The following is a 19,048-nucleotide window of genomic DNA, read 5'->3' on the forward strand; positions in this document are numbered from 1 at the left end:
GCCCGCACGGTCGGGCTCGCCCAGGCCGCGCAGGGCCGGTCGGCGTCCAACGTTCGCGAGATGTCCGCACTCCAGCGTTTCGGTGACCTGGGCCAGGAAGGTCGCACCCTCGGGATGCTCCTCCTGCGCATGGGCCGCGGCCGCATCGGCCAGTAGGTTCGTAGTAGTTTCACCGACCTTGACGCGGTCGGTGCGTCCGGCCAGACTTCTGGCTCATGCGACGCCCCGCCGCACACGGTCGCCCCGCTCGCATGGAGCAACTCGAGTCGGCTACTTCTGATCTCGAGCCGCCCTTCGCGGTAATCGACCTCGACGCGTTCGACACCAACGCCTCCCGTCTGGTCGCGCGCACCGGCGGTTCGGCCACCATTCGGTTGGCCAGCAAATCAGTCCGCTGTCGCGGCCTCATCGACCGCGCACTGTCCCTGGACGGCTACCGCGGGATTCTCGCGCTCACGCTTCCGGAAGCGATCTGGCTCGCAGACCAGCACGAGGACACTGTCGTCGGATATCCGACCGCGGATCGCGCTGCGTTGACAACGTTGTGCAGTGACGATCGCCTGGCCTCGCGCGTGACGATCATGATCGACTCGACAGACCAGCTCGACTACATCGACGAGGTCGTGCCTTCTGTGCGGTCATCGATTCGCGTCTGCATCGATATGGACGCCTCCCTCGAATTGCTGGGTGGTCGGGTACATCTCGGTCCTCTGCGATCTCCCGTGCACTCGGTTGCTGCTGCCACCGAACTGGCGCGACATCTCGACAAGCGACGCGGCTTCGATCTGGTCGGCGTGATGTCGTACGAGGGACAGATCGCCGGAATCGGAGACGATCAGCCCGGGAATTCTCTTGCTCGCGCAGCACTGCGAGCCGTCCAGGGGACATCCGCCCGTGAACTGCGCACGCGCCGAGCCGAGGCCGTCGCCGCGGTACGAGCGATCGCACCGCTGCAGTTCGTCAACGGAGGCGGTACCGGATCGATCGAGCAGACCGCGTCGGAAGCTGCGATTACCGAGGTCGGCGCCGGGTCGGGTCTCTACGGGCCCGCGCTCTTCGATCACTATCGACGCTTCCGGCCCGAACCCGCCGCATTCTTCGTCAACTCCGTCGTGCGCAAGCCGTCCGCGTCCACCGCCACTGTCCTGGGTGGCGGATGGGTGGCGTCGGGGCCGGTCGGCACGGATCGACTGCCGACGATGGCGTGGCCTCACGGACTGGAGCTGACCAGTCGTGAGGCGGCCGGCGAAGCGCAGACCCCCCTTGTGGGACCGTCGGCCGCGTCGCTTCGGGTAGGAGACCGAGTGTGGTTCCGTCACGCCAAGGCAGGGGAGCTCTGCGAGCGCGTCGATGTCCTGCATCTGGTCTCGGGCGACCGACTGGTCGGCGAGCTACCGACCTACCGTGGGGAAGGCTTCGCGTTTCTCTGAGGGCATTCCTCGATCAGCGGAACGGGCCCACTTTTCCGGCGCGAGACTCGTGCTCGCCGGGGTGCAGGCGGTTCAGAGCAGGCTTCTCGGGCGACGGGATGTCGACCAGGAAGTCGTGCTCGCGCAGTGACGAGGGGCGGTAGGAGCCGCGGAAGGTCACGGTCACCGAGCCGCCACGGACCGACACGATCTCCGAGTTGGCTTCCGGGCCCGTGTTGAACGTTTCGGCGATGTCCCGTCCGTCGCTGCCGACGGTGATGGAGCCGTTGTGCAGGAACTGGATGAAGGTGCCGTTGGTCGCGGCGACGGTGCCGGCGACCTCGGTCTCCCGGTCGGGCGTCAACGCCACGGAGTAGTCGGCAGCAGGCGCCGCAGCGGTGGTGGTCTCGCTCGCAGACAGGGGGCGTCCGACGCCGAGCGTGACGAACTGGCCGAGGGCACTGTGCCTGCCGACCTCGACGATCTCCCAGCGGTGATCCCTCGAGGTGACCTTGATCCGGCCGTCGTGGAAGACGGTGACCGAATCGGCCTCATTGCTCAGTACTGCTCGTTTCGAGTTGGACGCCATGTGGGTCAGTATGAAGCACTGGCGGCCCTCGGACGACCAGCTCCGGCTGTCGATACCTCCGCGAAGACGGCTTTCAGGACGTCATCGCAGCGTTGATCGTGTTCTCGATGCCGCCGGGGTCGTCCACCGTGAGGACGAGTCGGTCGTACTTTCCGGTGCCGTCCAACTCGATGACGACGTTCCGCACGGGGTCGCTGACGTTCCAGAACGTCTTCTCCCCGTCACGGTGGAACGTTCCGGCGTACTTGCCGGGAATCGAGAGGCCGGGGGCGCGGATCCCCTTGGGTTCCCGTTGGACACCGGAATCGGCGGTCGCACCTTTCACCTGCGACAACGGCACGTCGAGTCGGCGAGTGAAGCTCCACAGCTTGTCCAGGCCACGAGGGCTGACGACCAGCCGTCCGCCCTCGATAGTCACGGTGTTCACAGTGTTTCCTCTCGTCTGATGTCGGCGCGGGAGAGCAGTGCGGTGCCGAGTGCGCGCTCGTCGATGCCCCTCTCGGCGAGGGTGGCGGCGAGCTCGCGGCGTAGTGCCGCGTCGGTGGGTGCGAGTTCCATGAGCGCGACGAGGAGAAGGTCCATCGTCGCCCTGTCGGATCGAAGCGCCGTCAGGAACAGTCCGCGCTTGCTCCCGAACGCGTTGTACAGACTGGCCCGCCGGATGTCCGTCGCGGCCAGGATCTGATCGACCGACGCGCCCCGATAGCCGTGCTCGGTGAACACCGCCACGGCAGCGGCCACCACCTCATCGGTGTCGAACGCGCGAGGTCGAGCCATGAGCTCATTTTAGACTGAACAGTCAAGAACGGCTACTCGTGACCGCCGGGACCGGTGCTGGGCTAGTTTCACTGCATGGCCGACGCACCGGGACAGATCGCTTTCATTCAAGCAACATGGCATCGCGCCATCGTCGACAAGGCCCGAGAGGGTTTCACGGACCGGATGCTCGCTCTCGGACACCAGCGCGACAGCCTCGAGTTCTACGAGGTTCCCGGTGCCTTCGAGATTCCGCTGAAGGCCCAGCGACTGGCGCGCACCGGACGTTACGACGCCATCGTCGCGGCAGGTCTGGTGGTGGACGGAGGAATCTACCGACACGAGTTCGTGGCGACGGCCGTGATCGACGGGTTGATGCGCGTGCAGCTCGACACGGACGTGCCGGTCTTCTCGGTGGTGTTGACCCCGCACCATTTCCACGAGCACGAGGAACATCTGACCTATTTCCGCGACCACTTCGTCACGAAGGGTGCCCAAGCGGCCGAGGCCTGCGACGCGATCGTGAAGGTCGAGGCCTGATCCGTCAGTCGGCCACGACGTTTCTCGGCTCCCGCGGGCGTTGTATGTTCCGGCGGGTGGTGCAGTCACCGCGGGAACACGGAACGCCCGCGGGAACGTGAATCACCCGCGACGTAGCGAACGAACGGCGCGGGTGATCACCGCGGCAGTCGCAACCCAGGGTCCGGCGACGATGAACGGGTCCATCCACGCGTGCTTGGTATCCACACGCGTCGTGCCGCGCCGGGCTCCAAGTCCGTTGTGTGTGAACTCCGTTCGCACTCCGGTCTGAGTGATCGGGTTGTCGGGATGCAGGCTGAGGAACGACTGGGCGTGCGATTCGATCGCGTCGACGCGATCGGCTGCAAGGAGCATCAGCCAATGCGCGGCCCTGCCCTCGCTGTATCGATAGGCGAATCGTCGCATGGCTCCGGACGCGCCGCGAAGGGGTGCGGTGGTTCCGAAGACGGGCGTCAGCATCTTGTGCTAGATGGACCGCTCACGCGGGCGGAGCTCCGGTTGCCGTTCGGGGAAGTCCCAGTGCGCACCGGTGCCGGCCGGGTCGATGCGCTCACGGGGGACGGAGGGCCGGTCGGCTGGATCGCGGTCGACGCCCCAGCCGGGGATGCGAGCGCGGAGATCCTCGATATCGGGGGTCGACGGGTGATCGGCGGTGTAGACCATGAGGGCCCTCTCAGCTCGCGTGCGGAAGGATGATCGGCTTGATGCAGTCGTCCAGTTTCGACGAGAAGATGTGATACGCGTCGGCGATGTGTTCGAGCAGAATGCGATGCGTGACAATCTCGCTCGGCTTCAGGTAGCCGTTCTGGATGTGGGAGAACAAGCGTGGCCACTGGCGCTTGACCGGGCACTGGTTCATGCGCAGCGTCAGTCCCTTGTTCATTGCGTCGCCGAACTTGACCGCACTGAACATGGGACCGTACGCGCCCATGACCGATACGGTCCCACCTTTGCGGACGCTGTCGATCGCCCAGTTCAAGGCGATGGGTGAGCCGCCCTGCAGCTTGAACTTCGCGGCGGTGACGTGCTGGAGAAAGTTTCCGTCGGCCTCCGCCCCCACCGCGTCGATGACTCGATCGGCGCCGAGGTGATCCGTCGTCCTCTTCATCGTGACCACGACGTCGTCCTGCTCGGCGAAGTTGATCGTCTCGGCATGCGCGAACGTCCGCGCCTTGGCAAGTCGATTCTCCAGATGATCGATGACGATCACTCGACCGGCTCCCATGAGCCACGCGGACTTCGCCGCGTAGAGGCCGACGGGTCCGGCGCCGAACACTGCGACGGTGTCACCTTCGACGATGTCCGCGAGTTGGGCACCGAAATATCCGGTGGCCAAGGCGTCGGTACAGAGCAGCGCGTCCTCGTCGCTCATCCAGTCGGGAATGATCGAGGGTCCCACGTCCGCGAACGGCACCCGGACGAACTGTGCCTGGCCGCCGTCGTACCCACCGCAGGTATGCGAGTAGCCGTAGATGCCGCCGACGGCAGTCGCGTTCGGGTTCACGTTGTGGCAGTTCGAGTACAGACCGCGTGTGCAGAAGAAACACGAACCGCAGTAGACATTGAACGGCACCATGACTCGATCGCCGCGCTGCAGGTTTTGCACGGACGGACCGACTTCTTCGACGACGCCGATGAACTCATGGCCGAACGTCATCCCGACACGCGTGTCCGGCATCATGCCGTGATAGAGGTGGAGGTCGGATCCGCAGATCGCCGCCATCTCCACGCGCGCGATTGCGTCGTTCGGGTGTTCTACGGTGGGCATGTCCTTGTCCTGGACGCGGACCGTGTACGGGCCGCGGTACGTCATTGCTTTCATGCCGTGCGAACTACCCTGTGATATTGCCCTCAAACAGAACTGCCCCGAAGCATTCATTGGACTCATCGAGATTCGAAAACTTGACACGTCGCCGGACGCGAGGATGGCGCTGCTCCTGCTCAGGTGAGAGCGGTTCGGACCCGCCCCGCCGACGGCGCCGACCGGAAACCGCTGGTCCGCGAGGTGAGCAATGAGTACCGGGAATCTATAACGTCTCATCTCCGAACCGTCGTCGCCGTCCGCGACGGCGTACGAGCGATGTAGGCGGGTCGACGGTGTCACTTCTCGACTACGTGCGGGGGCGCGGGGATTTCCTGGCGTTCCTCACGTACCAACATGCCTCCCTGGCGTTCCAGACAGTCGTCGTCGGCACCCTCGTCGCCGTGGTCGTCGCGGTGGCGGTGTACCGACTACCGGTATTCGCCGCGGTGACTCTCACGACCAGCCGAGTGCTGCTGACCATTCCGTCGCTGGCTCTGCTGGCGCTCCTCATCGTGCCCTTCGGCCTCGGGGTGGTTCCGTCGTTCGTCATGCTGGCGTTCTTCGCAGCACTGCCGGTGATCGGCAACGCCATCGTCGGACTCCGCGCTGTCCCGGCGTCGGTGGTGGAGTCGGCACAGGGAATCGGCTTCTCGCGTCGCCGCATCCTCTTCCAGGTGGAACTGCCCATGGCGTGGCCGGTGATCCTGACCGGAATCCGGGTGTCGACGCAGATGATCGTCGGCGTCGCCGCCATCGTGGCCTACGTTCTCGGCCCCGGCCTCGGCTCGTTGATCTTCAACGGTCTGTCCCGGCTCGGCGGTACCAATTCCGTCGAGATGGCCGCGACCGGAACAATTCTCATCGTCGTCATCGCGCTGGCGTTCGACGCACTTCTCGTCCTCCTCGGACGCTTCACCATCGCAAAGGGACTGTCATGACCGACCGCACGATCACCGGCGCATCCATCCGTCTCGACGGGGTGGTGAAGCAGTACCGCGGCCAGTCGACGCCCGCGGTGAAGCGACTGGACCTCGACATCGCGGCCGGCGACATCGTCGCCTTCGTGGGGCCGTCGGGCTGCGGCAAGACGACGACGCTCAAGATGATCAACCGTCTCATCGAACCGACCGAGGGCCGCATCCTCATCGGTGACCGCGACGTCACCGGCGAGAACCCGGACACGCTGCGTCAGTCCGTCGGGTACGTCATCCAATCGGGAGGATTGTTCCCGCACTGGTCGGTGTCCAAGAACATCGGTGCCATCCCGCGCGTGCTGGGGTGGGACAAGAAACGTATCGACGAGCGCACGGAGTACCTCCTCGATCTGGTGGGCCTGGACGCGGACACCTTCCGAGACAGGTTGCCCAAGGACATGTCCGGCGGCCAGCAGCAGCGTGTCGGTGTGGCCCGAGCGCTCGCCGCGGACCCGCCCGTGCTGCTGATGGACGAGCCGTTCGGTGCCGTCGACCCGATCACCCGCGTCCGTCTGCAGGACTCGCTCATCGCCATCCAGCACGAACTGGCCAAGACCATCGTCATCGTCACCCACGACTTCGAGGAGGCGACCAAGCTCGGCGACAAGGTGCTGGTGTTCTCCGAGGGCGGACACATCGAGCAGTACGCCACCCCGGAGGAGATCCTGGCCAACCCGGCGTCCCCGTTCGTCGAGGAGTTCGTCGGATCGGGTGCCACGCTCGCGCACCTGACTCTGTCGAGGGTCAAGGACGTGCCGCACGACCCGGTGGTCACCGTGCGCGTCGGCGACTCGGCCGGCGAGGTCATCGCTCGTGCGAAGGCCGCCGGCGTGACCTGGGTCGTCGTCGTCGACGAGGACGGGAAGGGTCGCGCCTGGCCCTCGCTCGACGAGGTCGCGACGAAGGAGCGCGTGTCCGACTACGTCGACAAGCGTCTGCCCGTGGTCGCACCGTCGTCCACCCTCAACGACGCTCTGGACACGATGCTCGCCGCCAGTCAGGGAGGTGTGCTGGTGACCGACGGTCGCGGCGCGGTGACGGGAGCCCTGACCATCGCGACGGTCATGTCCGTCATCCGAGGCCAGCTTTCCGACGCGCGGGGCGGCGAGGCCGCCCTGTCCTACAGCGCGCACGACGACGGCTCGGCATCGTCGGTTCCGCAGCAGACGGGCGGCGTGGAGCGGTGAACCGCATCAAGCACGCACCTCTGGACGTGTGGCTCGAGCCCCTGGTCATCCTCGTGCTCGGAGTCGGCTACGCGCTCTGGTACCGATCGGCGACGTTCACCTCCACCGAGGGCGCAGCGTTGGGCTGGGAGAATCTGCAAGCCACGATCGGCGACCACATCGTGTTGACGCTGACGGCCGCCGTGATCGTGGTGCTGATCGGCATTCCTCTGGGGATCCTGCTGACCAGGGAGTCGGCGCAGAAGTTCGAGTCGATCGTGGTCAACACCGCCAACGTCGGCCAGGCAGCTCCGGCGGTGGGACTGATCGTGCTGCTCACCATGTGGCTCGGCACCGGATTCCGCACCGCGGTGGTCGGCCTGGTGGTCTACGCCATCCTTCCCATCCTGCAGAACACGATCGTGGGCCTGCGCGGTGTCGACCGACGCACGGTGGAGGCGGCGCGCGGCATCGGATTCTCCGGACTCCGGACCCTCGTCCAGGTCGAACTGCCGTTGGCCGTACCGGTGATCCTGAACGGGGTGCGCACGGCGCTCGTGATCCTGGTCGGGACCGCGACCTTGAGCACGTTCATCGGTGCTACCAGCCTGGGCACCCTGATCACGACCGGTGTGACCCTGTTCCTCCCGAAACTGTTGGTGTCCGGCGCGATCCTGGTGGCGCTGCTCGCCCTGTCGATCGACTGGATCGGTCGGCTCGTCGAGCTGGTCGCGACTCCCCGAGGTGTGCTGTGAGAAGCCTGGCTGCGCTGGCATCGGCGCTCGTCCTGACGACCGTGGCGGGGTGCGGGCTGGTCAGCTCCTCCGGCACCTTCCAGTCCGCGTCCCTCCCGGACGGCGCGACGCCGCTCGAGGGCGTGCCCCTGGTCGTGACGTCGAAAAGCTTCACCGAAGGTGTTCTGCTGGGCAAGATCACGGCCACCTACCTCGCTGCGGCCGGCGCGGACGTCAGCGATCTGACGGGCGCTCCGGGGTCGGCGTCGTCACGCCAGGCGCAGCTCAACGGCGACGCCGACATCCTGTGGGAGTACACCGGAACCGGGTGGGTGAACTACCACGCCGAGACGGAGGTGATCTCCGACCCCGATGAGCTGTGGGAGCGCGTGCGCGACGTCGAGCAGCGTGATCACGACCTGGACTGGCTGCCGCCGGCCAATTTCAACGACACCTACGCGTTCGCGGCGTCCGCGGAGACGGCGAGCAGGCTGGGCGTGCGCACACTGTCGGACGTCGCCGCCCTGCCCGTCGAGGATCGGACGTTCTGCGTGGACGACGAGTTCTTCTCGCGCGCCGACGGATTCGGACCCATGCTCGACACTTACGGCATCCCGCTCAACGGTCCGAACGGGGTTCCCGCGGACAACGTCACCAGCATGGATGCCGGTGTGGTCTACACGTCGACGGCGTCGAGCTCGCCGTGCAACTTCGGTATGGTCTACACCACCGACGGCAGAGTGAAGAATCTGAATCTGACCGTCCTGGAGGACGATCGGAAGTACTTCCTCCCGTACAGCGGCACCGCCGTCGTACGGGGCAGTGTCCTCCGCGAGCACCCCGCCATCGCCGACCTCATCGCCACCGTGTCCTCGAAACTGACGGACGACCTGATGCAGGAACTCAACGGCAAGGTCGACATCGAGGGAGAGGACCCCTCCGACGTCGCCTACGACTGGCTGAAAAGCGAGAACCTGGTCCAGTGACTCGCAGTGCTCGATCCGGAAGGAATGACGTGCCCCGTCCACGGTCGTATCTCGTGCTGGCCTCCCAGCGCAGCGGAAGCACGCTGTTGGTCGAAAGTCTGCGCAGCACCGGTCATGCCGGTGAGCCGCAGGAGTTCTTCCAGTATCTGCCGCAGTCGTCGGCACCCCCTCAGCCCCGGGAATGGTTCGTCGGTGTCGACGACCCCTCGGTGATCGATCTGCTCGATCCCCTCGAGTCAGGGTCGCCGTGGGCGGAGACGTCGAACCAGTGGCGAGACCGCATCCTGACCGAGGGTCGCTCCGCGAACGGTGTGTGGGGTGGCAAGCTCATGTGGAACCAGACACCGCTGCTGATCGAACGGGCGGACGGTCTCCCGACGCGGGAGCACCGCGGTGGAGATCCCCTCGCCGACGCCGTCGCCGACGTCCTGGGCGAGGTCGCGTTCCTGAAGGTGACGCGGCGCGACGTCGTCCCGCAGGCGGTGTCGTTCTGGCGCGCGGTCCAGACACGAGTCTGGAGGGGTCGAGGTGACCCCGTGAAAGATGCTGCTGCGCAGTATAATCCGAACGGCATTGCCCACCTCGTCGGTGTTCTGCGCGATCAGGAGAAAGGCTGGCGGGCCTGGTTCGACATCGCGGGTGTCACGCCCTACGAGGTGGACTTCGATGCACTCACCGCGGACGTCCCCGGTACGCTCGCCGCCGTACTCGAGCACCTCGGACTCGATCCTGCGCTGGCACCCGCGCCGGCGCTGCGCAAGCAGTCCGATGCGAGGTCGGACGACTGGGTCCAGCGATATCGCGCAGACGCAGAATCTCTCGGACTGCCGACATGACCGCCACGGTTCCCCGTCAGCTGCTGCGCATCGCGACAGCAGGATCCGTCGACGACGGCAAGAGCACCCTGATCGGTCGGCTGCTGCACGACACGGACAGTTTGCCGCTCGACCACCTCGACGCGGTGACGGACGAGGACGGCGTCGTCGACCTTGCCGCGCTCTCCGACGGACTGCGGGCCGAACGTGAGCAGGGCATCACCATCGACGTCGCCTACCGGTTCTTCTCCACCGAATCGCGCAACTACATTCTCGCGGATACGCCTGGCCACGAGCGGTACACCCGCAACATGTTCACCGGTGCATCCAATGCGCACGTCGCCCTGCTTCTGGTGGACGCTCGCACAGGAGTCCTGCGGCAGACGCGTCGGCACGCACGCATCGCGTCCCTGCTGGGGATCGAACACATCGTCGCCGTCGTGAACAAGATCGACCTGATCGGCTTCGACGAAACCCGCTTCACCGCGGTCGCCGACGAGATCCGTCTGCTTGCAGACCGACTCGGCATCACCGACACCGTGATCGTGCCCGTGTCGGCACTGCGTGGCGACAACGTCGTCTCGAGGTCGGCGGACACCGACTGGTACACGGGCCCTACCCTGTCGGAGTACTTCGAATCCCTGGATCTGGTCGCCCCGAACGCCGATGCGGAGCATCTGCGTCTGCCGATCCAATGGGTCTCGCGACCCGCAGGGCCGGAGGAGCGCCGGCGCTACACGGGCCGACTGGCCGCCGGAACCGCCGCGGTGGGCGATCCCGTGGTCGCGCTCCCGTCGGGAACCCGCAGTGTCATCACTGCCCTCGACACCCTGGACGACGCACGTGACGTCGCGGTGGCGCCACTGTCCGTGTCGGTCGAACTCGCCGACGACATCGACGTCGGACGCGGCGACGTCCTGGTCTCGGGAGCCGACGGTGCGCATGTTCCGGTACTGGCTCTTGAACTCGACACCACCGTCTGCTGGTTCGCCGACACGCCGTTGCGGGCGGGGGACAGGTTCGCCCTCAAACATGGGACCAGGACGGTCCGAGCCACGGTGTCCGAACTGCACTCGCGCATCGACCCCGAAACGCTGGCGGAGGAACGGTCACCGTTGGCGTTGGCTCTCAACGACATCGGTACCGTGACCATCCATACGAGCTCCGTCGTGTTGGCGGACCCGTACGACACGGTCCGCGACGGCGGATCGTTCATCGTCGTGGACGAGAACACCAACGACACGGTAGGTGCGGGAACGATTCTCACGGCCCGTGCCGCGAAACCGTCGGGTCGCGTGCGTAACGACGTCAAGTGGCACCCGTCCGCACTCGAACGAGGACATCGCTGGTCGGCCATCGGGCAGGGCGGCGCGACGGTGTGGTTGACGGGTCTGCCGGCGTCGGGCAAATCGACGGTCGCCGTCGCCCTCGAACGTGCGCTGGTCGAATCCGGTCGTGCCGCATACCTGCTCGACGGTGACAACGTCCGCCACGGGCTGTCCGACGACCTCGGGTTCTCTCCGGGTGATCGTGCCGAGAACATCCGTCGTGTCGGGCATCTCACTCGGCTCTTCGCCGACTCGGGCGTCATCGCCATCGCATCCCTCGTCTCGCCGCTGGCGTCGGACCGGGAGATAGCCCGCACGCTCAACGCCGCGGCGGACTTGCCGTTCGTCGAGATCCATGTCGCGACGCCCCTCGCGGAGTGCGAGAGACGTGATCCCAAGCGCCTCTACGCGAAGGCTCGTGCAGGAGAACTGAAGGGCCTGACCGGGATCGACGCACCGTACGAGGCGCCGGAGAATCCCGACCTGGTGATCGACACGACTGGTGCCGACATCGATGCTCTGGTCGCCGAGATCCTCGCCGTGCTGACCGCTCGGGGTCTTCTCCGCACCGACGCCTGAGAGACTGTGGGCATGTCCTGCTGTCATCCCGATCGGAGAGCGTCGGCGGCCTCGGACGTCGGCTCGATCAGATCGAGTTCGGGTCCCACGCCCGAACTCGTGACATTGCCGGGCGGCGTGTTCGCCATGGGATCCGACGACCCATGGGCGTATGCGGAGGACGGCGAGGGGCCCGTCCGCGCCGTCCACATCGATCCGTTCGCCATCGGCGTGACGGCGGTGACCGTCGCCCAGTTCGCCGAATTCGTCGAGCACACCGAGTACCGGACGGATGCCGAAACTTTCGGGGACTCACTGGTATTCGTCGATGCGCTGGGGGATACCGCACACCGACAGCCGAGAGTCGCGGTGACACCGTGGTGGTGCGTCGTGAGTGGCGCGACTTGGAGTCGTCCCGCTGGTCCGGACGTCGATCTGGTCGCGACGCGCGACCGCCCGGACCACCCGGTGACCCACGTGTCACGACGCGATGCCGAGGCGTTCTGCGCATGGTCGGGGACAAGCCTGCCGTCGGAGGAGCAGTGGGAGTACGCGGCCCGCGGCGGACTCGACGGTCAGCCGTTCCCGTGGGGGGACGTGCTGGAACCGGAGGGTCGTCACCTGATGAACGTGTGGCAGGGCAGCTTCCCGAACGAGAACACCGCAGCCGACGGGTTCGCCGCCACCGCACCGGTGCGCAGTTTCCCGCCGAACGGCCACGGCCTGTACGAGAGCACGGGCAACGTCTGGGAGTGGACGACCGGCATGATCGATGCCACCCGCGGCGCTACTCGTGGTGGGTCGTACCTGTGTCACGCGAGTTACTGTCGGCGCTACCGAGTGTCGGCTCGATCCGGGTCGACTCCCGACACGTCCAGCGGCCACACAGGTTTCCGGGTGGTCGCTCGCTCCGTGTGAGGCGGGATTGCAATCACCTCGAGTCGAACGCGTAGTGCGATCCGCGGCACGCGCTACGGTCGAGAGTCGACCGCGCGCCGAGAGAGGTCCCTTCGCCATGCCTGCCCCCGTATCACCCGTCCCGAGATCCGACGCCGCGGAGAACATCCTGCTGATCCACTGGCACGATCTCGGGCGGCACCTGGAGCTCTACGGCGCCACGGGAGCCGTCAGTCCGGCACTGGATCGTCTGGCGTCCGAGGGTGTGCTGCTGACCGACGCGCACGCCACGGCGCCGCTCTGCTCGCCGTCGCGGGGAAGCCTCCTGACGGGTCGCTACCCGCACAGCAATGGCGTCGTCGGCCTCGCGCATCACGGATGGGAGTACAAGCCGGAGGTGCGCACCCTGCCCCAGATTCTGGGTGATCACGGATGGCGCAGCGCGTTGTACGGAATGCAGCACGAATCGTCGACACCTGACCGTCTGGGATATGACGAGTACGACGTCACCGATTCCGACTGCGATTACGTCGTCGATCGCGCCACGGACTTCCTGCAGACGGCTGCCTCCGACCGGAACGGCGTCGACACCGCGCCCTTTCTGCTGAACGCAGGGTTCTTCGAGGTACATCGCCCGTACTCGCCGGAGCGCTATCCGGTTCCGGACGCGAATGCGGTCGTGGTGCCGTCGTACCTTCCGGACACCCCGGACGTCCGGGCGGATCTCGCGGCATTCCACGGGTCGATCGAGGTGGCGGACGCTGCGGTGGGACGACTTCTCGGGGTGCTCGAGTCGACCGGCTTCGCGCAGAACACATGGGTGGTGTTCTTCACCGACCACGGTGAAGCGTTCCCGGGAGCGAAGTCGACGCTGTACGCCCGAGGCACCGGGATCTCGTTCATCGTGCGACCACCGCACGCCCGCGGCATCGCTCCGTTCGTGCACCACGACCTGTTCAGTGGTGTCGATCTGGTGCCGACTCTCCTCGACGTCGTCGGTATCGAGATTCCGGACGACGTCGAGGGGGTGTCCCACGCGGCGCGGCTGCTCGATCACGGGTCCGGACGGCCGGCACGCGACGCCGTGTATTCGCAGAAGAACTATCACGACAGTTACGACCCCATCCGGGCTGTACGGACCGAGACCCACAGCTACATCGAGAACTACGCGCCGAGGCCCCGTCTCGAGCTGCCGCTGGATATCGCGGACAGTCTGTCCGGCCGGGCGTTGGACCTCTCGCATACCGAACCGCGTGCTCCCCGCGAGTTGTACGACCTGCGCGCAGATCCCGGTGAGCGGGAGAACGTGGCGGATCGGCCGGAGTACGCCGAGATCCAAGCGCGGCTCGCCGCGATGCTCGCGCAGTGGCGCACCGACACCGGTGACGTCGTCGTCTCCGATGCCGAAGGATCGGCATTGTCGGACCGCGTCGTCACGCGGTATCTGGCGACGCTGACGGGGCAGACCGTTCCACGATCGCCGAAAGGCAAGGATCGGCAGTTCACATCGCAGGAACGGTCCACCACGGCGTGACAGGCGTCAGGCTTCCAGCTTGAACCCGACCTTGACGGTCACCTGGAAGTGCGCGACCGCACCGTTCTCGATGTGGCCCCGAGTCTCGACAACTTCGAACCAGTCCAGTTCTCGGAGACTGCTGCTCGCGCGGGAGATGGCGTTGCGCACGGCGTCGTCGGTGCCCTCGGTGGACGTGCCGACGATTTCGGTGACGCGGTAGACGTTGTCGCTCATGGTGGTGTCCTCGACCCTCTTCTCGGATGTACCTGCGCCGTCATCGTGCGCTCGGTACGGCGCTGCGTCCAGGATTCGGATCAACTCGGTTGCAACGGCTTCGAGGGCCCCGTCGTTTCGGGACAGCGGGGTCCGGGTAGTTGACTGGCGGCGGCGACGTCCGCGTCACCGCCCGGGAGGTTGAGACCACAGCTTCCCGACGGAACTGCCTTCCCGCCCGGACGTATCGCGCGGGGAGGCAGTTTCCAACGACTATTCGATGCGGACGGCTCTGCGGACGAGACCGAGTCCGAAAAACCGGGTCAGTCCTGTACGACGAGGCCGTGCGCGTGGACGTAGGCCAACGCCTGTACCGCGTCGATGCGAGCGCCGTCCAGTGTCGCCGACGTCCAGAACGTCGCGTCGGCCGTACTGCCTCGCAGGTCCGCGTCGTTCAGGCGCAGTCCCGAGGTGCGTGCTCCGCCGAAGTCGGCGTTGCGAAGCACGGACGACCGTAGGTCGGCGCCGACCAGGTTGGACTCCCGGAATCGCGCACCCGTCAGGTCCAGGTTGCGCAGGTCGAGTCCGCCGAGCGAGGCGAGCATGAAGTCGACCTCGTCGAAGGTCGACGGCTTGATCCGAGTGTCGGAGATGGACGATCCGAGAAACGATGTACTGCGGAACGTGCTGTGCCACAACCGGCTACGCCTGAACTCGCAGTTGCGGAACGCCGTGCCGGTGTGCGAGGAGTCGGTCAGGTCGACGCCCGAGAAATCACACCCAGTGAAGACGACGCCGTGGGTCGAGAGCCCGCTCAGGTCTGCGTCGATGAACGAACACGACGTGTAGGTCCTGCCGGTCCACAACTCACCGTGAGCGTCGATCTCGTTGAAGTTCTCGCCCTCGAACGACTGGTCCGCGTTTTCGTCCACCACCGCAGCGACCTTAGACGCCGTCCGTGTCCTCCGGTCGTGCGGTGGGTCCGATGCGCGGAGTGCTCGCGGGCAGAACGGCGCTCACCAGAGCGGCCGCTCGCGGATCGACATCGGCGTCGGTCTGGGCGATGAACGTGGTGGTGCTGGTGCACGCGTCCTCGCCGCGCGAGGTGATGTGATTCTGGACGACGATGATGTCGTTCCCCGCGAACTGGCGCACCGAGATCACCTGGAGTTCCGACACCAGGCGGTCGCCCTGCAGCAGTGGTCGGTGCAGCACGAAACTCTGGTCCGTCTGCAGCACTGCCGTGATCTCGTACTCGACCAGGATGTGCGAGAACAGGTAGTCGATGGCGATCGAGCCGACGACGCTGACGAACGTGGCCGGAGCGATCAGACCGTCGTATCCCAGCTCCGCGGCAGCTGCTTCGTTGTGGTGAGCCGGGTGATTGTTCTGGATGGCCCGCGCGAGCTCGCGAATCTTCTCGCGACCGACCTCGTAGTAGTCAGGGATGACGTATTTGTGCCCGACGAGCGTGGTGGTGCGTTCGAAGCGGTGGTCCACCTCGTGGGGAACGAGGGGGCGCGTCTCCTGCACTGCGTCAGGTGCCATCGACCCGATGTCACCGGTCACGCCGAAATCCTGTTCACGTGGAACCTTCCCCTATGTCGTACGAGCGACGTTGTCTGTGATCACAGCCTACTGAGGGTGTGAGTAACCACAACCGGGAACCCTCAACCGGACCTCGAGGTCTCCCGGCCGCGCCGACTGTCCAGGTAGGCGCGCGCCCGGAGGGATCGCAACCACTCGGGACCCGGGCGAACGCTGCTCGGGGTGCGCCGGACCGGATCGAACGAGACCTGCCCACCGGAGTTGTCGACCGAGGTCAGCGACAGTCTCGCCAGCGGCTGGTAGTCGTCGGTGCCGGGGGACTGCTCGAGCTCGATCACGAGGGGTCGGAAAAGGACGGCGTCGGATATCGACTCCAGCGTGGGCAGTGTCGGAGCGCTGACGACGCCGGCGCGCAGCCACCAGTTGCGACCGTCGTGGCGTAACGGCATCAGCGACGAGTACGACGCGGAGTCGAACGAGCCGACCGGCAGGGGGATGCACCGCGTGACGACGTCGCGGCCGGCGCTCGCGAGCAGGATGTCCCACGCCGAGTCGGCGAGGTCCGTGGGTGGCAGACGCATCGCCAACCCGGCCACGTCCGGAACGGAGCGGGGCAGACCCAGCGCGGACGACAGACGGACCAGCACGTCGTCGGCCGATCCCACCGGCAACCCGGCGCCGTCGGCAGCGATCCGCTCGAGGGTGCCGCGGAGAACGATGCCTTTCGGATGGAACAGCTTCGCGTGCCGCACCGCCGACCCCAGGCCGAACGGGGCCGCCAGGGCGCGGACGAGCAAGGAGTCGGACACGGACGCGGTGTTCCCGCGATACGGCCCGCGAAACCGGGGGAGTGCGTCAGGCCGCGTCGTGAGCTCGCTGCAGATCGGCGATGACGATCTTGCGCATGGACAGCATCGACTGCATGACCCGCTGGGACACCTGCGGATCGGGGTTGCTCATCAGGTGCATCAGCTGGACGGGCACGATCTGCCACGACACTCCGAACCTGTCCTTGCACCACCCGCACTGCGACTCCGCGCCGCCGTCGGACACCAACGCATCCCAGTACCGGTCCACCTCCTCCTGTCCGTCACAACTGACCGACATGGAGATCGCCTCGGTGAAGGTGAACATGGGCCCGCCGTTGAGGCCGTTGAACCGCTGACCGAACAACTCGAAATCCACGATCATCGCGCTGCCGGGGGTGCCCGGGCCGTCGTCGCCGTAGCGGCTGACATTCAGGATCGCGCCGTCGCCGAAGGTGGAGATGTAGAACTCGGCGGCTTCCTCGGCCTTGTCGTCGTACCAGAGCGTGGGGGTGATCTTCTGCATGCGAAGCTCCTGATGTCACAGGTGGACGGTGTACCGACTCTGACTGCGCGACAGGAGGAAACTCATCGCGCGATGCCCTCGGTAAGCAAGGTGGCCAGTTCGCGGTAGGCGTCGGCGTCGTCGAGTCCGGTGCGCCGCGGGAGCGCGCGACTCTGGATCGAGACCATGACCGAGGCGGCGACGTCGGCCACGAATGCTGCGTGCACGTCGCGTACGTCCCCGGCGCGGACTCCGTCGTCGATGATCCGGCGTACGCGTTCGGCGGCGATCGCCGTGTTGCGTTCGTAGACCGACCGGGACGGCTCGAACTCCGCGAGGTCCGTCATGAACTGTTCCGATGCGGGAGCCAGTGCCTCGCCCACCGCGCCGAGGTAGGCGGCGATGCGCGCGCGGGTCCCGTGCGCTCGGGCCGCCGCCGCATCGACCGAGTGGGCCGCCGAGGTGAAGAAGTGCACCGTGGCGGTGCGGACGAGCTCGTCCTTGCTGGGCGCGAGGGTGTACAGGGTCGATTTGGAGCACCGGAGTCGAGCGGCGATGTCCTCGAGCGTGAGGTGCGCGAAGCCTTCGGAGAGGAACAGCGTGACGACGGCGTCGAAGAGCTGTGCGCGCCGCGCCGTCGCGTGAGCTGCTGTCATGACCGCTGATAGTACTGGAGCTGCCGATGCAGTACTGTCGATAGTACTGAGAGGGCCACCGCAGTACTGGTGTGCTCAGGACCACCGACGGAACGAGGACCGGACATGGCTGTCGACCGCCTGCTACCGAACGACGACGCGCGCGATCTGTTGCAGCTGACCCGCGACATCGCGGACAAGGTTCTCGACCCGATCGTCGATCGGCACGAGAAAGAAGAGACCTACCCCGAGGGCGTCTTCGCGACGCTGGGCGAGGCGGGACTGCTGAGCCTTCCGTACCCGGAGGAGTGGGGCGGCGGCGGTCAACCGTACGAGGTGTACCTGCAGGTACTCGAGGAACTGGCATCGCGGTGGGCCGCCGTCGCGGTGGCTGTCAGCGTGCACGGGCTCTCGTGCCACCCGCTGATGGCGTTCGGGACCGAGGGGCAGAAGCAGCGCTGGCTCCCGGACATGTTGAGCGGCAGCACCATCGGCGCCTACAGCCTGTCCGAACCCCAGGCGGGAAGCGACGCGGCCGCCCTGGCCTGCAAGGCAGTTCCCGGACCCGACGGGTACACGGTCACCGGATCGAAAGCGTGGATCACCCACGGCGGGAAGGCCGACTTCTACACCTTGTTCGCCCGGACGGGCGAGGGCTCCAAGGGCATCTCCTGCTTCCTCGTCCCGGCCGATCTCGACGGGCTCTCATTCGGTGCGCCCGAGGAGAAGATGGGGCTGCACGCCGTCCCCACCACGGCGGCGCACTACGACGGGGCGCTGCTGGAGAAGGACCGGCTCGTCGGCGCCGAAGGACAGGGCCTGGGTATTGCGTTCAGCGCATTGGACGCCGGCCGTTTGGGTATCGCCGCCGTCGCGGTCGGGATCGCGCAGGCTGCCCTGGACGACGCCGTGGCCTACGCGCAGGAGCGAACGACGTTCGGCCGCAAGATCATCGACCACCAGGGCCTCGGCTTCGTACTCGCCGACATGGCAGCGGCGGTGGATTCGGCTCGGGCGACCTACATCGATGCTGCGCGACGCAAGGACGCCGGATTGCCGTTCTCCCGCCAGGCGTCGGTGGCAAAGCTCGTCGCGACCGATGCCGCGATGAAGGTGACGACGGACGGCGTGCAGGTCTTCGGCGGCTACGGCTACACCCGCGACTTCCGGGTCGAGCGCTACATGCGCGACGCCAAGATCACGCAGATCTTCGAGGGGACGAACCAGATCCAGCGACTGGTGATCAGTCGGTCGCTGGGGCGATAGCCT

The 19,048-nt window shown here is 66.4% G+C and carries 21 protein-coding genes and 2 pseudogenes; 12 read left to right on the top strand and 11 right to left on the bottom strand.

The features are described 5' to 3' along the window. Together AC0IX4_RS05105 and AC0IX4_RS05110 are read left to right on the top strand one after the other, a co-directional pair. Window positions 1-156, top strand: a pseudogene (locus tag AC0IX4_RS05105) (chorismate mutase); the annotation flags it as partial. 59 nt (window positions 157-215) lie between these two features. After that, window positions 216-1,430: an alanine racemase gene (locus AC0IX4_RS05110; RefSeq protein WP_471828270.1), complete on the top strand. Its 1,215-nt coding sequence runs from the start codon at window positions 216-218 to the stop codon at window positions 1,428-1,430. Window positions 1,431-1,443: 13 nt separating this feature from the next. Here the strand turns inward: AC0IX4_RS05110 and AC0IX4_RS05115 are convergent, their stop codons facing one another. The 3 genes from AC0IX4_RS05115 to AC0IX4_RS05125 all read right to left on the bottom strand — a co-directional run bounded on the left by AC0IX4_RS05115 (window position 1,444) and on the right by AC0IX4_RS05125 (window position 2,775). Next, window positions 1,444-1,998, bottom strand: coding sequence for a hypothetical protein (locus AC0IX4_RS05115; RefSeq protein WP_042574464.1), 555 nt, complete (start codon window positions 1,996-1,998; stop codon window positions 1,444-1,446). 73 nt (window positions 1,999-2,071) lie between these two features. Then, window positions 2,072-2,425 (bottom strand): hypothetical protein, encoded by a 354-nt coding sequence (locus tag AC0IX4_RS05120; RefSeq protein ID WP_042574465.1) that lies wholly within the window; start codon window positions 2,423-2,425, stop codon window positions 2,072-2,074. Continuing rightward, on the bottom strand, window positions 2,422-2,775 hold the full coding sequence (locus tag AC0IX4_RS05125) for a TetR family transcriptional regulator (protein ID WP_471828271.1): 354 nt from the start codon (window positions 2,773-2,775) through the stop codon (window positions 2,422-2,424). The genes AC0IX4_RS05120 and AC0IX4_RS05125 overlap by 4 nt, the downstream gene beginning before the upstream one ends. A 75-nt stretch (window positions 2,776-2,850) precedes the next feature. On the opposite strand from AC0IX4_RS05125, the gene AC0IX4_RS05130 reads away from it, so the two are divergent. After that, window positions 2,851-3,294, top strand: coding sequence for a 6,7-dimethyl-8-ribityllumazine synthase (locus tag AC0IX4_RS05130; protein WP_471828272.1), 444 nt, complete (start codon window positions 2,851-2,853; stop codon window positions 3,292-3,294). A gap of 102 nt (window positions 3,295-3,396) precedes the next feature. Here AC0IX4_RS05130 and AC0IX4_RS05135 read toward each other — a convergent pair. Both AC0IX4_RS05135 and AC0IX4_RS05140 read right to left on the bottom strand, forming a co-directional pair. Further along, window positions 3,397-3,957: pseudogene (locus AC0IX4_RS05135) on the bottom strand (hypothetical protein). Between the two features lie 10 nt (window positions 3,958-3,967). Continuing rightward, the gene (locus tag AC0IX4_RS05140; RefSeq protein WP_471828273.1) at window positions 3,968-5,116 is read right to left on the bottom strand and encodes a zinc-dependent alcohol dehydrogenase; all 1,149 of its coding nucleotides are present in this window, start codon (window positions 5,114-5,116) and stop codon (window positions 3,968-3,970) included. A gap of 275 nt (window positions 5,117-5,391) precedes the next feature. On the opposite strand from AC0IX4_RS05140, the gene AC0IX4_RS05145 reads away from it, so the two are divergent. From AC0IX4_RS05145 to AC0IX4_RS05180, 8 genes are all read left to right on the top strand, one after another. Further along, complete coding sequence (locus AC0IX4_RS05145) at window positions 5,392-6,036, top strand: ABC transporter permease (RefSeq protein WP_471828274.1); 645 nt, start codon at window positions 5,392-5,394, stop codon at window positions 6,034-6,036. Beyond that, window positions 6,033-7,259, top strand: a complete 1,227-nt coding sequence (locus AC0IX4_RS05150; protein ID WP_471828275.1) for an ATP-binding cassette domain-containing protein — start codon at window positions 6,033-6,035, stop codon at window positions 7,257-7,259. Before AC0IX4_RS05145 ends, AC0IX4_RS05150 begins: the two co-directional genes overlap by 4 nt. Further along, on the top strand, window positions 7,256-7,993 hold the full coding sequence (locus AC0IX4_RS05155; RefSeq protein ID WP_471828276.1) for an ABC transporter permease: 738 nt from the start codon (window positions 7,256-7,258) through the stop codon (window positions 7,991-7,993). Before AC0IX4_RS05150 ends, AC0IX4_RS05155 begins: the two co-directional genes overlap by 4 nt. After that, the gene (locus AC0IX4_RS05160) at window positions 7,990-8,958 is read left to right on the top strand and encodes a glycine betaine ABC transporter substrate-binding protein (protein ID WP_471828277.1); all 969 of its coding nucleotides are present in this window, start codon (window positions 7,990-7,992) and stop codon (window positions 8,956-8,958) included. Before AC0IX4_RS05155 ends, AC0IX4_RS05160 begins: the two co-directional genes overlap by 4 nt. Before the next feature lie 29 nt (window positions 8,959-8,987). Further along, complete coding sequence (gene stf0, locus AC0IX4_RS05165) at window positions 8,988-9,794, top strand: trehalose 2-sulfotransferase (protein WP_471828278.1); 807 nt, start codon at window positions 8,988-8,990, stop codon at window positions 9,792-9,794. Continuing rightward, window positions 9,791-11,680 (top strand): adenylyl-sulfate kinase, encoded by a 1,890-nt coding sequence (gene cysC / locus AC0IX4_RS05170; protein WP_471828279.1) that lies wholly within the window; start codon window positions 9,791-9,793, stop codon window positions 11,678-11,680. Before stf0 ends, cysC begins: the two co-directional genes overlap by 4 nt. 12 nt (window positions 11,681-11,692) lie before the next feature. Next, a complete protein-coding gene (locus tag AC0IX4_RS05175; protein WP_471828280.1) occupies window positions 11,693-12,577 on the top strand; it encodes a formylglycine-generating enzyme family protein in 885 nt (294 codons plus the stop codon). 97 nt (window positions 12,578-12,674) lie between these two features. Next, window positions 12,675-14,090 carry a sulfatase family protein gene (locus AC0IX4_RS05180; protein ID WP_471828281.1) on the top strand — a complete coding sequence of 472 codons (1,416 nt, stop codon included), beginning with the start codon at window positions 12,675-12,677 and terminating at the stop codon, window positions 14,088-14,090. Between the two features lie 6 nt (window positions 14,091-14,096). Here the strand turns inward: AC0IX4_RS05180 and AC0IX4_RS05185 are convergent, their stop codons facing one another. The 6 genes from AC0IX4_RS05185 to AC0IX4_RS05210 all read right to left on the bottom strand — a co-directional run bounded on the left by AC0IX4_RS05185 (window position 14,097) and on the right by AC0IX4_RS05210 (window position 17,800). After that, window positions 14,097-14,306, bottom strand: a complete 210-nt coding sequence (locus AC0IX4_RS05185; protein ID WP_042574554.1) for a dodecin — start codon at window positions 14,304-14,306, stop codon at window positions 14,097-14,099. A 302-nt stretch (window positions 14,307-14,608) separates the two neighbouring features. After that, a complete protein-coding gene (locus AC0IX4_RS05190) occupies window positions 14,609-15,220 on the bottom strand; it encodes a pentapeptide repeat-containing protein (protein ID WP_471828282.1) in 612 nt (203 codons plus the stop codon). Between the two features lie 10 nt (window positions 15,221-15,230). Continuing rightward, window positions 15,231-15,833: an FAS1-like dehydratase domain-containing protein gene (locus AC0IX4_RS05195; protein WP_471828283.1), complete on the bottom strand. Its 603-nt coding sequence runs from the start codon at window positions 15,831-15,833 to the stop codon at window positions 15,231-15,233. Between the two features lie 122 nt (window positions 15,834-15,955). Further along, window positions 15,956-16,642 (bottom strand): hypothetical protein, encoded by a 687-nt coding sequence (locus AC0IX4_RS05200; RefSeq protein ID WP_052493224.1) that lies wholly within the window; start codon window positions 16,640-16,642, stop codon window positions 15,956-15,958. Window positions 16,643-16,688: 46 nt separating this feature from the next. After that, the gene (locus AC0IX4_RS05205) at window positions 16,689-17,165 is read right to left on the bottom strand and encodes a VOC family protein (protein WP_042574471.1); all 477 of its coding nucleotides are present in this window, start codon (window positions 17,163-17,165) and stop codon (window positions 16,689-16,691) included. Between the two features lie 62 nt (window positions 17,166-17,227). Then, window positions 17,228-17,800, bottom strand: a complete 573-nt coding sequence (locus tag AC0IX4_RS05210) for a TetR/AcrR family transcriptional regulator (RefSeq protein WP_056070547.1) — start codon at window positions 17,798-17,800, stop codon at window positions 17,228-17,230. 105 nt (window positions 17,801-17,905) lie between these two features. Between AC0IX4_RS05210 and AC0IX4_RS05215 the strand changes: the two genes are divergently transcribed. Continuing rightward, the gene (locus tag AC0IX4_RS05215; RefSeq protein WP_471828284.1) at window positions 17,906-19,045 is read left to right on the top strand and encodes an acyl-CoA dehydrogenase family protein; all 1,140 of its coding nucleotides are present in this window, start codon (window positions 17,906-17,908) and stop codon (window positions 19,043-19,045) included. The last annotated feature ends 3 nt before the right edge of the window (window positions 19,046-19,048 follow it).

Source organism: Rhodococcus sp. AC861, from assembly GCF_979256035.1.

Excerpts from the sequence above, each read along its gene's own strand:
- AC0IX4_RS05110 (WP_471828270.1), top strand. The coding sequence starts at position 216 with ATGCGACGCCCCGCCGCACACGGTCGCCCCGCTCGCATGGAGCAACTC.
- AC0IX4_RS05115 (WP_042574464.1), bottom strand. The coding sequence starts at position 1,998 with ATGGCGTCCAACTCGAAACGAGCAGTACTGAGCAATGAGGCCGATTCG.
- AC0IX4_RS05125 (WP_471828271.1), bottom strand. The coding sequence starts at position 2,775 with ATGGCTCGACCTCGCGCGTTCGACACCGATGAGGTGGTGGCCGCTGCC.
- AC0IX4_RS05130 (WP_471828272.1), top strand. The coding sequence starts at position 2,851 with ATGGCCGACGCACCGGGACAGATCGCTTTCATTCAAGCAACATGGCAT.
- AC0IX4_RS05140 (WP_471828273.1), bottom strand. The coding sequence starts at position 5,116 with ATGAAAGCAATGACGTACCGCGGCCCGTACACGGTCCGCGTCCAGGAC.
- AC0IX4_RS05150 (WP_471828275.1), top strand. The coding sequence starts at position 6,033 with ATGACCGACCGCACGATCACCGGCGCATCCATCCGTCTCGACGGGGTG.
- cysC (WP_471828279.1), top strand. The coding sequence starts at position 9,791 with ATGACCGCCACGGTTCCCCGTCAGCTGCTGCGCATCGCGACAGCAGGA.
- AC0IX4_RS05175 (WP_471828280.1), top strand. The coding sequence starts at position 11,693 with ATGTCCTGCTGTCATCCCGATCGGAGAGCGTCGGCGGCCTCGGACGTC.
- AC0IX4_RS05180 (WP_471828281.1), top strand. The coding sequence starts at position 12,675 with ATGCCTGCCCCCGTATCACCCGTCCCGAGATCCGACGCCGCGGAGAAC.
- AC0IX4_RS05185 (WP_042574554.1), bottom strand. The coding sequence starts at position 14,306 with ATGAGCGACAACGTCTACCGCGTCACCGAAATCGTCGGCACGTCCACC.
- AC0IX4_RS05195 (WP_471828283.1), bottom strand. The coding sequence starts at position 15,833 with ATGGCACCTGACGCAGTGCAGGAGACGCGCCCCCTCGTTCCCCACGAG.
- AC0IX4_RS05205 (WP_042574471.1), bottom strand. The coding sequence starts at position 17,165 with ATGCAGAAGATCACCCCCACGCTCTGGTACGACGACAAGGCCGAGGAA.
- AC0IX4_RS05210 (WP_056070547.1), bottom strand. The coding sequence starts at position 17,800 with ATGACAGCAGCTCACGCGACGGCGCGGCGCGCACAGCTCTTCGACGCC.
- AC0IX4_RS05215 (WP_471828284.1), top strand. The coding sequence starts at position 17,906 with ATGGCTGTCGACCGCCTGCTACCGAACGACGACGCGCGCGATCTGTTG.